Origin of the sequence: Pseudomonas cucumis, assembly GCF_030687935.1 — a bacterium.
GTDB lineage: Bacteria > Pseudomonadota > Gammaproteobacteria > Pseudomonadales > Pseudomonadaceae > Aquipseudomonas > Aquipseudomonas cucumis.
The window spans coordinates 2,438,712-2,452,929 of record NZ_CP117454.1; the positions used below are offsets into that span (position 1 = coordinate 2,438,712).

The window sequence follows — 14,218 nt, forward strand, 5'->3', positions numbered from 1 at the left end:
ATCGCCGAGCATCTCCCTCCGAATTATCCGCCAAACCCCCGTAGCGGCTGCTGAGCCTGCGAGGCTGCTGCTACGGGGCGGTGGGGGTCATGTGATGCGCCCCCAGAAACTCCCGGTACAACTGCGCCGTGTTGGTCGGCTGTTCAACCATCGGCATATGGCCGACGCCGTCCCAGATTTCCACCCGCAGATCGGCGATGCCCTTGCTCCAGACCGGCACGCTGCTGACGTCGATCAAGCGGTCCTTGCGCCCCCACAGGAGCAGCGCCGGGCATTTGATGTCGGGTAGTTTCGGCTCCATCGGCGGGCTGGCGTGGAAGTCCCTGAAAATTTCTTCCAGCTCGTCGCGCTGCTGTTCATAGCGCTGGGCGACGGCATCCAGCACGATTCCCGGCACCCACGGTGGGGAGGCCATGGTCATGGCGTAGAAATACTGGAACTCTTCACGGGAATGAATCAAAAACGGGTTGTGGCCGCGGGCCAGGTGTCGCTCCATATCGCTGAGCTCCGGGGCAGTGACGCCGGCCGGGTCGAGCAGCGCCAGCGAGATAATGCGCTCCGGATAAGTGGCCGCCAGCCACGCCGCGATGTAACCGCCCATGGAGTTGCCGATCACATGCACCTTTTCGACCCCGCAGATATCGAGCAACTGGATCAATCGTTTGGCCTGGACCGGAATGTCATAACCACCGCCGGCCTTGAAGCCGGTTTCGCCATGCCCCGCGAGGTCAGGAATAATCACCCGGTAGTCGTCGACAAAATGCCGGGCGAAGCGCAGCCAGATGTTCTTGTCGGTGCTGAAGCCGTGCAGCATCAGCACGCTGCTGGAGGCTTCGTAAGGCCCGCCTTGCCAGGTCGAGACGGTCATTTCGGGGATTGGCACGACAATTTTGTGCAACCGGTACAGCCGGGCCTCCAGCGCCATGTTCAAGTCATAGAGCCAGTAACCGATGGCCGGGTAGCTCAACCAGCTCCAGGCCACGAAGACGGCGATAGTGACAACCAACAAAAGCATCAGGCTATTCCTTTGCAGTGATCAGGACAGAGTGTGGTCGGCGGGTTTGAGCGCCCGGGTCAATGAGTGATAACTGAAATCCAGATACCCCAATCAAGCCATTTCCGCTGCTACAAAGGCCTCCTCTTTATCGTTGTTTATCGATCCCTCCCTTCATGTATAGACCAAACATTGGGTATTCAGCTCATGGCGAGGCCATGCTATTCAGACCGTCAACCAGTGATGGCTATTTGCCGTTGCCCTGATAGACTTCAAACACGCTTTCAATCCCGTGTGTTGTCTGGCTCCGTTCAGTGGTACAGAGGCCGCTATGGAAAAAAAGGGAGGAAAGGGACTTTCACTGGCCAGGAGGCTTTATGGGTCGCGAATCCTGGGGCTGGCCCTTGGGTTATTGTGCGTCGGCGCAGGGATGTACCCACTCAACCCGGCGCCTTGGGTCTGGGGGGTGATGCTGTTCAACGGGCTGCTCTGGCCGCATGTGGCCTATCAATGGGCGCGCCGGGCGGAAATTCCTTTTCGTGCCGAACACCGCAACATCCTGGTGGACGCGTTTCTCGGCGGTTTCTGGGTGGCCGCCATGCAATTCAATCCGCTGCCCAGCGCGGCAACGTTGTCGATGATGGCGATGCACAACGTGGCCATCGGCGGTTTGCGTTTTCTGTTGATGGGCGCCGTCGCGCAACTGCTTGGGATTGGCCTCGGGTTGCTGGTGTTCATGCCGGCTTTTGTCCCGCAAACCAGTCCGTTTCAGCTGTACGCCTGCTTGCCTTTGCTGTCGATTTATCCGATGTCCCTGGGCTGGATCTGCTTCCATCAGGCCCATACTCTTGGCCGACACAAGCGCGAACTGTTGGCCCTGAGCCGCACCGACAGCCTGACTGGCCTGCTGAATCACGGTGCCTGGAAAGATCAGCTGGAAATCGAGTTTCAGCGTTGCCAACGCCAGCAGCAGGGCGGGGCGATAGCGCTGATCGACATCGATCATTTCAAAATCATCAACGACACCTACGGCCATGTCGCCGGGGACATCGTCCTGCGTCAGCTGAGCAAAATGCTCAAGCAGAACCTGCGGGCAGCGGATGTCGCCGGGCGCTATGGCGGCGACGAATTCTGTGTGCTGCTGCCAGACCTGCCGCTGGACCGTGCCGCCGTGGCGATGGATGCGCTGCGTGATCGTTTTGCCACGTTGGGATACGAGCAGAACCCGGCGTTGAAAGTCAGTTTGAGCATCGGCCTGGCAGCCTTCAACCCGGCCCACGACGACGCGACCCTATGGCTCAACGACGCCGACCAGGCGCTCTACGAAGCCAAGACCACTGGCCGCAACCGCGTCATCTGCCACAGTGATGGTAAACCGCATAAAGCGTTGCTCGATTCGGTGTAACCCAATCACCACAAAAGCCCGCTTGTATGGTCATGCATGTGTCGCATCCGGTGTAGAGCCTTGCGTCGTAGTCAGGTAGGGTTTCAGGACCCCGACACGAAACAAGGATCGATTCATGACGTTCAAACCCTCTCGCTCCCTCCTGGCCACCAGCCTCGGCCTGACCCTCGCCCTCGGCGCCTTCACTCCTGCAGCCTTCGCCGAACCCCACAAACAAGTCCTCGCCGATGCCGAACAGTACAAGGGTGAAGCCCTGAAACTGCTGGAGCGGCTGGTGAACATCGACTCCGGCTCCGGCTATGAACCGGGCCTGACCCAGGTGAGTGACATCGCCATCGAAGAGTTGAAGAAGCTCGGTGCCACCATCGAACTCGTGCCCAACACCCCGGACAAGAGCAACCATGTACTGGCCACCCTCAAAGGCACCGGCAAGGCGAAAATCCTGCTGATGGCGCACATGGACACCGTGTTCAAGGAAGGCACCGCCGCCGCGCGCCCGTTCCAGATCAAGGACGGCCGCGCATATGGGCCAGGCGTGATGGACGACAAGGGCGGCATCGTCGCCGGGATCTATGTGCTGAAAGTCCTGAAAAACCTCGATTTCAAGGACTACGCGCAGATCACCTTCCTGCTCGATGCCAGCGAAGAAACCGGCTCGGATGTCGCCACCGACCTGATCAAGCGAACCGCCAAGGCCCACGACGTGACGCTCAACCTCGAACCGGGCCGCCCGGCGGATGGTTTGGTGGTGTGGCGCAAAGGCAGTGCCACTGCCGTGGTCGAAGTCAAAGGCAAGGCATCCCACGCCGGCGTCGCGCCGGAACTGGGGCGTAACGCCGCCATGGAGGCCGCGCACCAGATTCTGCAACTCGGCAAACTGGGCGATGCGCAGAAGAAAACCACCATCAACTTCACCGTGCTCAATGCTGGCGACCGCACCAACGTGATTCCGGATCAGGCCACCGCCAAGGCTGACGTGCGGGCAGCGGTGCCGGAAGAGTTCGATCGGATCGAGAAGGACCTGGTGCGGGTTTCCAAGGACAAACTGATTCCCGAGACTGAAGTCACCACCACCCTAAAACGCGGCTTGCCGCCAATGCCGCAAACGGCGGAGTCGGATCGCTTGATGGCCATGGCCCAAGGGATTTACGGCGAAATTGGCCGCAAGTTGACGGAAGAAGGCAGCGGCGGGGCAGCGGATGCCAGCCTCTCGGCCGGGGTGGGTACGCCGACGCTGGACGGGTTCGGGATTGTCGGCGGGAATATCCATACGCCCGAGGAATACGCCGAGGTCGAGAGCGTGGCACCGCGGATTTATCTGTTGTCGCGGATGATTATGGAGTTGACCAAAAAATAAGCCACACAGCCTCCAGATATCGGGCGTGGTTCTCTGTGGCGAGGGGGGCGGTGGTTCGGAATAGGGAAGTTCAAGGTCGCGATTTAGCGGTGTCTCATCCGGCCTCTTCGCGAGCAGGCTCGCTCCCACATTGATTGCTGGCGTACACGAATAATGTGTTCACAGAACATCCAGTGTGGGAGCGAGCCTGCTCGCGATGGCGTCATGTCGGTTCACACCGTCATACCGGCCGAACCCTCACTCCTTGACGCTCATATATTCCTTCGCCCAACGAATGTAATCCTCAGGCTGCGTATAGGTGTGGGTCAGTTCAGTGGCGTTCAGGTCCGATGCCTGAGTAAAGATCTGGCGTTGTTCGCGCAGGCTGTCGTAAGTCGCCTTGATCGCGGCGAAGTAGGCGCCATGGCCGTCGATGGTGACGCGCACGCCCAGTTCGGCCAGGCGTTTGTCGTCGCGTAGCAGCGGGTTGCCGTAGGTGACCAGCATCAGCGGCACATTCAGGTGCTCGGCGATTTGTTCGAGGTGGTCGAAGTCCCGCACGCCCACCATGCAAATCCCGTCGGCGCCGGCCTGCTGGTAATGCTGGGTGCGACTGATGATTTCCTGAACCGGCAGGATCCCGGCATTGGTCCGCGCGATGATCGCCATTTCCGAATCGACCCGGGCGTCGAGCGCCGCGCGGATCTTGCCGACGCCTTCCGCGACCCCGATCAGGTCAGTGGATTTGCGGCCGAATTGCGCCGGCAACAGGGTGTCTTCAATGGTCAGGGCGGCCACGCCGGCGCGTTCGAGTTCGACAATGGTACGCATGACGTTGAGCGCGTTGCCATAGCCATGGTCGGCGTCGGCGATCACTGGCAATTGGGCTACGCGACCGATGCGGGTAGCCTGCTCGGCGAACTCGCTCAGGGTGATCAAGGCAAAGTCTGGAGCGCCCAGCACCTGCAGCGACGCGACCGAACCACCGAGGATCCCCACTTCAAAACCCAGGTCCGCGGCGATACGTGCCGACATGGGGTCGAAGACCGAGGCGGTGTGATAGCAGGTGTTGGAAGCGAACAGTTGGCGGAAATTACGGCGCAAATCTTGATGAGACAGCCTGGACATATGAGTTCCACCAATACAAAGGAATGGAAGGGCTTGAGCAAAAGTGTCAACGCCGAAGGAACAAAAGGCTATCACGTGGGCGGATAAAGAATGATGACGAATTTGCCGGCCAAGGGATGCGAGATCAAAAGATCGCAGCCTGCGGCAGCTCCAGCAGCATCCGGATTGATACGAATCCTGGCCTCGACACGCCCCCTTGTAGCAGCTGCCGAAGGCTGCGTTCGAGTGCGAAGCACTCGCCATCACGGATCGGGTGTCATGCAGAAGCAGAAGAAGAACTAGTCGGCGGTCAGTCTGAAAGGCTGAGTTGGCAGGTTTACGACTGCTACGCAGCCGAACGCAGGCTTCGCCAGCTGCTACACGTCACGCCGCCACCGCCTGCTGCTGTCGGTTACGCAGCGGCACGGCGCGGACCGAGTTGCCGGGTTGCAGTTGCAGGCGTTTGGCGGTGAGCCGGTCGACGATCAGGCTGTTGCCGACCAGCCGCGCCTGGGCGGTGGTGATGCGGCAGTTTTCCAGGCGGCGGTTGTGGAGCAGCCACACCGGTGCCTGGTCGTCGGGCGTGCCGATGGCCAGTTCCAGGCATTGGCTGTCACGCACCGTGCGGATTTTCGACACCGGGGCTTCGATCACCGGGCCTGCGTCGAAGATGTCGATGTAACCCTTATGAGCAAACCCCTCGGCAGTGAGGATCTTCAGCGCAGGTTCGGTGTGCGGGTGCGGCTTGCCGATCACCGCCTGGGCCTGTTCGGTGAGCAGGCAGGTGTAGAGCGGCTGGCGTGGCATCAGTTCAGCGATGAATGCTTTGTTGCCCAGCCCCGACAAATGATCGGCATGGCTGAAATCCATCTTGAAAAAATGCCGGCCCAGGCTGTCCCAAAACGGAGAGCAGCCTTGTTCGTCGGCACTGCCGCGCAGTTCGGCAATAAGCTTGTCGCCGAACAGGTGGGGGAACTCGGCAACGAACAGCAGGCGCCCCAGCGACAGCAACCGACCATTATTGCCGTGACGTTGATCGTGTCGCAGAAACAGCGAACAGATTTCCGATTGGCCGGTCATTTCGTTATTCAGAAACAACGTGGGGATCTGGCGCTGGATACCCAGATCCGGCGACGAGCTGACCGTCAGTCCGACCCGGTAGTTGTACCAGGGCTCCCGCAGGCCGACAGCCCCCGCCAGGGCACTGACGCCGACCACTTGTTGATCGTCGTCTTCAAGCACGAACAGGTAATCGGCATCCGCACGTTCGACCTGTTCGGCAAAGGTGCGCTGGGACCAGCGCACTCGGTGGGTCAGGCGTTCCTCACTGGCCGGCAGGGTGGTGACCCTGGGGGCGGCCCGTTGCACCAGATCCAGCAGGGCGGGCAGGTCGGTGACTTGAACCGGACGGACAATCATGATGCAGCTCCTTCTTCGCGCTTGTTCGGGCGCTGTCGTTGGGCACGGGGCCGGTGGCGGCTCACAGGGCGATCAACCGGATCGCGCTGGCGTCGGTCACATTCAGGGCCGCGCACATCTCGGCGCTCAAGGCCACGGGTTGCCCGGCGCGGTAGTCCAGCTCGGCAACAATTGCGCGGTAGTCCTTCAACGAATCGTTGCTCACCAGGTAGTTGCTCACCAGGGAACTACCGCGGGCATCAATGGCCGAGCCAGGGTGCACCGTGCCGGTCTGGCTTTGGGCGATGGAGCGAATGTTCGAGGTGCGTGCGTACAACGTCGGGCCACCGTCGAACAGGTCGATGTAGCTGTTGGTCTCGAAGCCTTCGCGTTCAAGAATGTCGAAGGCCTCCTGACCGTCAGGATGAATCCGGCCGATACATTCCTGTGCCGCCGGGGGCAGCATCGGCACGTAGATCGGGTATTGCGGCATCAGTTCGGCGAGAAATGTCCGGCTCTGCAAACCACAAAGCCGCTCGGCCTCGACGTACGGCAGGTCGAAGAAATGCTTGCCCAGCGCATCCCAGAACGGTGACTGGCCCTGTTCGTCGCTGTAGCCAACGATTTCGGTGATCACCGCTTCGGCAAAGCGCGCCTTGTAGGCGGCGATGAACAGCAGCCGCGCCCGGGACAGCAATTCTGAAAACCGTGTGCGTTCCAGCGTTGCGTCGATATGGAAACCGCGCAGCAAAGTATGACCACTGAGGTCGTGGCACAACGACAGCGCCGGCACCCCGTGCTCGATGTTCAGCTCCCGTGAGGTGCTGGTGAAATGACGGTTGCGCAAACTGTAGAACGGCTCGTTGAACCCTGCGGAGGCGAGGATTTCCGAGCAGCCGACCAAATGGCGAGTCGTGAGATTTTCCAGCACGAAGAAATAGTTTTCCGGGCCAGGACCCTGGACGTCTTTCTCGAACGAAGCGCAGGAGGCGATAATTTTCTCGCGCAGGCGTTCGGTGTCGTCCGGCAAGGACGTGACCCCCACCAGACTGTCGCGCGCCAGTTGCTGCAACTGGGGCAGGTCGGTTAACTCCACTGGGCGTAAGACCAGCATGGATGTACTCCTGTATCAAAGGGTTCGGCGATTTGCACCGAACCTGACTATCACTGTCGGTTTCCACGCGTTAAATCGGCAGTCGCCTGAATTCATGTCAGACGCTGCCCTTTTTCTTGTCAGCCATTGCTTGGGTCGGGTAGGACCGTGCTGGCACCCAGTTTGTTGAGGAAGAATAGATAGACCAGCCCCAGGGCGATCCAGATCAGGCCGAGTTTCTGTGCATCGACGCCCATGTTGTACATGATGGCTGCGACGATGATGAAGCCGATCACCGGGCAGAGCAGGTGACGAATCACCTGGCCGGACTTCTGCCGACGCCAGTAATAGTTGATGACGGTCAGGTGCAGCAACATGAAGCCGCTCAGGGCGCCGAAGTTCACCAGGGAGGTGAGGGTGTCCACCGAGTTGATGAACAGGTAGCAGATCACCAGCGACAGCGCCGCCACCAGATAGATGCTCACATACGGCGTGTTGTGCTTCGGGTGCACCTTGGCCAGCACTTTCGGCAGTTTGCCGTCCCGGGCCATGCCGAACAGCAGGCGCGAAACCGCCGCTTGCGAGGTGATCGCGACCGCCACACCCCAGGCCAGCGCGGTGGCCACGGCGGTCAGGGTTGCCAGCCAGCTGCCGGCGGCGATTTCGGCGATTTCATAGAACGCGGTGTCGGCGGACTTGAAGCCCAGGCCGGCGGCCAGATCCGTGGCAATCCAGGTCTGCACCACGAAGATCACACCCATCACCAGCAATGTGATCAGTGCAGCCTTGCCGACGCTGCGGCCCGGGTCGCCCTTGATCTCTTCGGCGAGGGTGGAAATTGCATCGAAACCGAGGAACGACAGCACCGCAATCGACACCGCTTGCATTAGCAGGGCGAAGTTGAATGTCTCGGGGTTGTACAGCGGCGCCAGAGTCAGCTCGCCGTTACCACCGCCGTTGTGCAGGGCATTCCAGGCATAGAACAGGAAGATCCCCAGCACCACCAGTTGCGCCAGTAGAAAGACGATGTTCATCCGAGCGGTGAAAGTAATGCCCCGCAGGTTGACGAAGGTGGCGCTGACCAGAAAGGCCAGGATGAAACCGACTTTCGGGATGTCCGGGTACAAATGATTCAGCGCCATCGCCGCGTAGACGTAGAGCAGTGGCGGAATCAGCAAATAATCGAGCAGCATCAGCCAACCGGCGATAAACCCGACATGCGGGTTGAGGCCACGTTGTGCGTAGGAATACACGGAGCCGGCAATCGGAAAAGCCCGGGCCATGCTGCCGTAACTGAGGGCGGTGAACAGCATCGCCACCATGCCGATGATGTAGGCCAGCGGCACCATCCCCGGCGCTTCGGCGTTGACGTAACCATAAACGCCGAACGGGGCGATGGGGATCATGAAGATCATCCCGTACACCACCAGGTCCGTCAGTGACAGGCTGCGTTTCAACTCTTGCTTGTAGCCGAATTCTTCAATTTCCATGAAGCCTTTCTCCTTGATATGAAAGCAGCTGCACGCTGCGAGTTTGAAGCTATTGCTCTACAGCAGTGGCGCCAGATAGTCCGTCCAGCGACCGATGTCCTCGGGTGTACGCAACAGATCGTTGCGCACCTCGATCAACACCGACTCAAGCCCGCGTGCGTCGCCGTGAACCGGCACGGTCATGTCACCCAGCGGATCGACTTTGTACGGTTGATTACCTGCGACTTTCAAGGGGTGCCGACTCAACCCGTCGATCACTCGCTGGGCGTACTCCCCGGCCTGTCCGTACAACACGCCGGCTTCCAGCGACCGTGGCTGGCCGTGATAAATCGGCGTGAAACTGTGAATCCCCACCACGCGAACCGGTCGACCTTGCGCCACACGGGCGTCGATCAAGGATTGCAGGCGTGCATGAAACGGCTTGAACAGGCAGTGCCGGCGATAGTCGCGGGTGGCCTCGTCCAGATCCCGATTGCCCGGCACCTGATAAATCTCGCTCTGCAACGGAATACTGTCCGGCGCATGGCGCGGGCGATTGAGGTCGATCAACAGCCGTGAATAATTGGCCGCCAACAGGGTCGCGCCCAGTGCTTCGGACAACCCCTCGGCCAGCGCCAGGGCGCCGATGTCCCAGGCGATGTGTTCGCGGGCGGCTTCATGGCTCAAGCCCAGGTCATTCAACCCGGCCGGGATAAAACGACTGGCGTGTTCACACACCAGAATCAGCGGGTGCTCGGAGGCTTCCCGGCTCAGCGTGTACGCAGGCTGGGTATAGAGCCCCCGTTCGGCGGACTCAGTACAGGCGCGCATAGTGCTCACAAAGATCGGCGGGCGAGAGCTGTTCCGTCAGCCTCAGTTCCTCGGTTTTAAGGGCGAACCAGGTGTCCAGCAAGGCGCTCGGCAGGGCTTCGATCAGCGCCTCGCTGTTGCGCAGGCATTCCAGGGCCTGGGACAGGGACGCGGGCAGGGCGACGATGCCGCGGGCCTGGCGTTGCTCTTCGTTCAGGGAATCGGGGACTTCATCGGTGATCGCGTTCAGGGCCAGGCGCTGCTCGATGCCCAGGCGCCCGGCGATCAGCAACGCGGCCATGGCCAGATGCGGCGAGGCGGTGGCGTCCATGGCGCGAAATTCCAGGTTGTACTGCGCCGCCACGGCTTTGCCGCCCAGACTCACGGTCGGACAGATTCGCAGTGCCGCTTCGCGGTTGCGTTGGCCGAGGCAGGCGTAGGAAGCGCTCCAGTGATGGGGCTGCAAGCGCTCGTAGGAAACCGGTGTCGGCGCGGTAAAGGCGCAGAGCGCTGGCAAATAGTGCAGAACGCCGGCGGCCCAATGCTGGCCGAGGGTCGACAGGCCGTTAGTGGTGCCGGCGTCGTACATCACCGGGTGGCCGGCCAGATCCTGCAGGCTCACGTGCAAATGCACGCCATTGCATACCGCCTGCTCGGAGGTCTTGGGCGCGAAACTCAGGCCCAGGCCCATTTGCCGGGCGATCTCACGGGTGATCTCACGCACGTTCACCGCGCGGTCGGCAGCGGCGACGCCGAGGGCCGGGCGGCAGGTGATTTCGTATTGGTGCTTGCCGTATTCCGGCAGGAACATCTCTGGTTCTACACCGCCGGCACGCAGTGCGCTGAGCAACCAGCCGCCGAACTCGGCGCCCTGGCGCTGCGCCTCAAGAGAGAACGCCAGATGCTCAGCCGCGCCGCTGCCGAGGTTGAATTCATGTTCGAACGCGGCGTTGATCTGCAGTCCCAATTCGTCGCGATAACGCTCCACCTCGTTGCGCAATAGCGTGCGCGGGCAGGCACCCCACGGGCGGCCATCGGTTTCGCGAATGTCGCCGTGAATGAAGTCCAGCGCCGGGGCATTGGCGTCCGGGCCGTTGTTGACGGTTACACGGCTGCTCAAGTCGGGGATCAGCCGCAAGTCTCCATAAGCACCCCATGGATTGCTGGAGGCGATGATGTCTTGCGGGGTCAGGGCGCTGTTGGCCGGCACCCAGCCGCAGCCCGCCACTTGATAGGTTTCGAGTTCGTCGGTGGGAAAGGAGCGGCCGCGCGTCACGCCGATCAGGTCGGTGGTGACGATCGTGGTCATCGGCAGTGGCGACAGGCGAGCGCTCATGGCTGCATCTCCTACAACCGGCCGAGCACAGTCTGGGTGTCGGTGATCCAGCAGTAGCCCTTGATGGCGTTCAGGCAGGCGTGATGCCGTTGTTCGGTGTAGGTGGCGCAGGCATCTTCGACCAGCGTCACCAGGTAACCGCGGTCGGCGGCGTCGCGCACGGCCATGTCGACGCACTGGTCGGTGACGATGCCGGCGATGATCAGGTGACGGGTTTCAAGGTTGCGCAGCACGTAGTCGATGTTGGTGGAGTTGAAGACCCCGGAAGAGGTCTTGGGCAGTACGATTTCGTTTTCGATCGGCGTCAGGTCATCGATGATTCGCGCTTGCGGGCTGCCCTTGGGCAGGTGCATGTCCGAGAGTTTGTGGTCCAGCGAACGGTCGCGACCATCGGCGGTGAGGCTTTCGATGAGCGTGTGCAGCACGTTTTGTCGTGCATTACGAAAGGCACTGAGCAACCGGCGTTGATTGGGCACCACTTGCATGTGGGCGCGGGTCAGAAAGTATTCGGCATCCGGCCCGTTGAGGTGCGGGTCGAACTGCGGCTCGAGCCAGGCACGCTGCATGTCCACCAGCAATAGTGCGGTGTGGTCGGCGGCAAACGGCAAGTCCCGGGGCGAGTGGTGGGGGAGCGTGAACATCCTTATTTATCCTCCAGCAGGTGAGTGTCGAAGTCGGTCCGCAGGGCGTCGATGCCTTCCAGGCGATCGGCCAGATCGGGGCTGCGCAGGGACAGGCAGGCCACCAGTGCTTCAACCTGGGCCAGCGCCGGAACCATCGAGTCGAAGGCCGACGCCGATTCCACCGGTGCACTGATGATCAGGTCGGCCATTTCTCGCAGCGGTGACGCGTAGATATCGGTGAACAGCACGACCCGGGCATGCCGGCTCTTAGCGGCATGGGCGACCCGCAGGGCCTGGGACTGATAGCGGCGATAGTCGAATACCAGCACCACGTCCTGACGCTGCACGTCGAACAACCGGTCCGGCAATTGCGCGTTGTCTTCCAGGGCAAAACAGCCGGGCCGCAGCAGGCGCAGATGGTTGAGCAAATAGTTGGCGAGGAAACTGCTGAAGCGGCCACCAAAGCAATGGACCTGATGGCGGGTGTCGAGCAGCCATTCGATCAGAATTCGTACATCTTCGGGTTGAGTCAGCGCCTGGGTGTCGACCAATGCCCGATGGCTGTTCGCCAGATAGTGGCCCCAGGGATCATCTTTCTTGAGATGGGCGCGGGGTTGCAACAGGGTACTGGGAGAGCGCAGGCGGTCATCCATGTCGCTGAGCAAGGCTTCCTGAAAGTCGGCATAACCGCTGAAACCAAGCTTTTTTACCAACCGCACGATGGTCGGATCGCTGACTCCGGCATGTTCGGCCAGACGTGACATCGGGCCCAGCCCGTTACGCGGGTACTGATCCAGCAAGGCACGTATGACTTTGCGTTCCGACGGCGTGAGTTCCAGGTCGGGATCGGTGATCAGGTCTCTGAGAGAGGGCATCCGGGCTCCTGCTGGATGGGTGTGTCGGTTTCGTTTCATAAATTGCTAAAACAGTATTTATGTAACGTGTGCTACATGTCTAGTGAATTTTCGCATGGATTTTAAAAGCCGCAAAATGGGGCGAAAACCCCGTGCGCCGGGGGCTACGCGGATGTCGACTGACTTTGTAGGACATTGCCCATAGTGGTGTCAGAGATCGCTACTTATCGGGGATAAAATTGGGGCCGCCAACCCGATCGACTGCTTGAAACGAAGCGCCCTGGATCGCGCTTCTTGCGGCACAATGACCCGATTGTTCACGGCATCGTGCCGTTTTCCATCCCATCGACAGAGTGATCTTCCGTGCAGGCGACCCGCTTGACCCTGATGTGCCACGCTCGAACCGTCGCACAAAAATTGGCGTGTTTTCCTACGAATGAGCCGTTGGAAATGGATTGGCAATCGGCGAAGGGTTCGCGTTGCCGTCAGTTCAAGGGCACACCCCGTTTGCTCTGTGGCCCGGAACTGCGGACCCGGCAAACAGCGTCGCTGTTTGGCGACGACGTGGAGATTGTCGCGGCACTGGCAGATTGCGATTTCGGACGCTGGAAAGGCACGTCGATCGACGACCTGCAAACATCCGAACCGGAGACGCTCCAGGCCTGGCTCAATGACCCGACCTCGGCGCCTCACGGTGGAGAATCGGTGTCGCAACTCGGTGAGCGGATGGCTGCGTGGTTGAGTACCCTTGAGGCAACGCCGGGGCATATCGTTGCCATCACTCATCCTTTTGTCATCCGCGCCGCATTGATGCAGGTGCTGCAGGGCGCGGCGTTCAACCAGATCGACGTCGAACCGTTGTCGGCCATCGAGTTGCGGTTCAACGGTCGCTGGCGCCTACGCTTGATGGGCACGGACACTGAGGGAGCACGTTGATGAAAAAACTTCTGGTCATCGGTGTCGGCGCCGGCAACCCCGACTACATCACGATGCAGGCGGTGAAGGCGCTGAACCGCGTCGATGTGTTTTTCCTCATGGACAAGGGCCAGAGCAAAGACAAACTGATCGACCTGCGCCGCAAGATCTGTGAGCACTACATCACCGATCACGACTACCGCTTCGTCGAAGCCCACAGCCCGGAGCGGGAACGCGGGGATGTGGACTACAAGGCCAGTGTCGAAGACCTGAACCGCGCCAAGCAGCAGACCTTCGAGCGGCTGATCAACGAGGAAATGACCGACGACCAATGCGGCGGTTTTCTGGTGTGGGGCGATCCTGCGTTGTACGACAGCACCATTCGGATTCTGCAGGCGATTCTGGCGTCAGGCCGGTGTGTGTTCGAGTTCGAGGTGATCCCCGGGATCACCAGCGTGCAGGCGTTGGCGGCGCAACATAAGGTGCCGCTGAATCGCATCGGTCGCTCGATTGAAATCACCACTGGCCGGCGGTTGGCGGCGGGGCAGGTGAGTGACGCCGACAGCCTGGTGGTGATGCTGGATGCGCAAGATGCCTACCATCACGTGGCCGATCAGGAGACAGAGATTTACTGGGGGGCTTACCTGGGGACGCCGGATGAAATCCTTATCAGCGGCAAGCTCAAGGATGTCGCGGATGAGATTGAGCGAGTGCGCAAGGCGGCGCGGCTGGAGCATGGGTGGATTATGGATACCTATTTGTTGCGCAAGTCTTGAAATAATGGGTGTCCGGGCGGACGCCTTCGCGGGCAAGCCTGGCTCCTACATTGGATATGTGGTGACCACAAGACCACTGTAGGAGCCAGGCTTGCCCGCGAA

The 14,218-nt window shown here is 60.6% G+C and carries 13 protein-coding genes; 4 read left to right on the forward strand and 9 right to left on the reverse strand.

Annotated features, from left to right (window positions below; genetic code table 11):
- Positions 1–70: 70 nt before the first annotated feature.
- Positions 71–1,015 carry an alpha/beta fold hydrolase gene (locus PSH97_RS11160; RefSeq protein ID WP_305449216.1) on the reverse strand — a complete coding sequence of 315 codons (945 nt, stop codon included), beginning with the start codon at positions 1,013–1,015 and terminating at the stop codon, positions 71–73.
- 310 nt (positions 1,016–1,325) lie between these two features.
- Here PSH97_RS11160 and PSH97_RS11165 point away from each other — a divergent pair, with 310 nt between their 5' ends.
- On the forward strand, positions 1,326–2,399 hold the full coding sequence (locus PSH97_RS11165) for a diguanylate cyclase (protein ID WP_305449217.1): 1,074 nt from the start codon (positions 1,326–1,328) through the stop codon (positions 2,397–2,399).
- 115 nt (positions 2,400–2,514) lie between these two features.
- The gene (locus PSH97_RS11170) at positions 2,515–3,756 is read left to right on the forward strand and encodes a M20/M25/M40 family metallo-hydrolase (RefSeq protein ID WP_305449218.1); all 1,242 of its coding nucleotides are present in this window, start codon (positions 2,515–2,517) and stop codon (positions 3,754–3,756) included.
- Between the two features lie 237 nt (positions 3,757–3,993).
- On the opposite strand, the gene PSH97_RS11175 is transcribed toward PSH97_RS11170, so the two are convergent.
- From PSH97_RS11175 to PSH97_RS11210, 8 genes are all read right to left on the reverse strand, one after another.
- Positions 3,994–4,863 (reverse strand): isocitrate lyase/PEP mutase family protein, encoded by an 870-nt coding sequence (locus PSH97_RS11175; protein WP_305449219.1) that lies wholly within the window; start codon positions 4,861–4,863, stop codon positions 3,994–3,996.
- Positions 4,864–5,226: 363 nt separating this feature from the next.
- The gene (gene astA, locus PSH97_RS11180) at positions 5,227–6,261 is read right to left on the reverse strand and encodes an arginine N-succinyltransferase (protein WP_305449220.1); all 1,035 of its coding nucleotides are present in this window, start codon (positions 6,259–6,261) and stop codon (positions 5,227–5,229) included.
- Positions 6,262–6,322: 61 nt separating this feature from the next.
- Positions 6,323–7,354, reverse strand: coding sequence for an arginine N-succinyltransferase (locus PSH97_RS11185; protein WP_305449221.1), 1,032 nt, complete (start codon positions 7,352–7,354; stop codon positions 6,323–6,325).
- 119 nt (positions 7,355–7,473) lie between these two features.
- A complete protein-coding gene (locus PSH97_RS11190; RefSeq protein WP_305449222.1) occupies positions 7,474–8,823 on the reverse strand; it encodes an APC family permease in 1,350 nt (449 codons plus the stop codon).
- Between the two features lie 57 nt (positions 8,824–8,880).
- Positions 8,881–9,633, reverse strand: a complete 753-nt coding sequence (locus tag PSH97_RS11195) for an N-formylglutamate amidohydrolase (RefSeq protein ID WP_305449223.1) — start codon at positions 9,631–9,633, stop codon at positions 8,881–8,883.
- A complete protein-coding gene (locus tag PSH97_RS11200; protein WP_305449224.1) occupies positions 9,617–10,948 on the reverse strand; it encodes a type I glutamate--ammonia ligase in 1,332 nt (443 codons plus the stop codon). Before PSH97_RS11200 ends, PSH97_RS11195 begins: the two co-directional genes overlap by 17 nt.
- A gap of 11 nt (positions 10,949–10,959) precedes the next feature.
- Complete coding sequence (locus tag PSH97_RS11205) at positions 10,960–11,589, reverse strand: isochorismatase family cysteine hydrolase (protein ID WP_305449225.1); 630 nt, start codon at positions 11,587–11,589, stop codon at positions 10,960–10,962.
- 2 nt (positions 11,590–11,591) lie between these two features.
- Complete coding sequence (locus PSH97_RS11210; protein WP_305449226.1) at positions 11,592–12,446, reverse strand: MurR/RpiR family transcriptional regulator; 855 nt, start codon at positions 12,444–12,446, stop codon at positions 11,592–11,594.
- A 342-nt stretch (positions 12,447–12,788) separates the two neighbouring features.
- Between PSH97_RS11210 and PSH97_RS11215 the strand changes: the two genes are divergently transcribed.
- Together PSH97_RS11215 and cobF are read left to right on the forward strand one after the other, a co-directional pair.
- On the forward strand, positions 12,789–13,361 hold the full coding sequence (locus PSH97_RS11215) for a histidine phosphatase family protein (RefSeq protein WP_305449227.1): 573 nt from the start codon (positions 12,789–12,791) through the stop codon (positions 13,359–13,361).
- Positions 13,361–14,116, forward strand: coding sequence for a precorrin-6A synthase (deacetylating) (cobF, locus tag PSH97_RS11220; RefSeq protein ID WP_305449228.1), 756 nt, complete (start codon positions 13,361–13,363; stop codon positions 14,114–14,116). The genes PSH97_RS11215 and cobF overlap by 1 nt, the downstream gene beginning before the upstream one ends.
- Positions 14,117–14,218 lie beyond the last annotated feature (102 nt).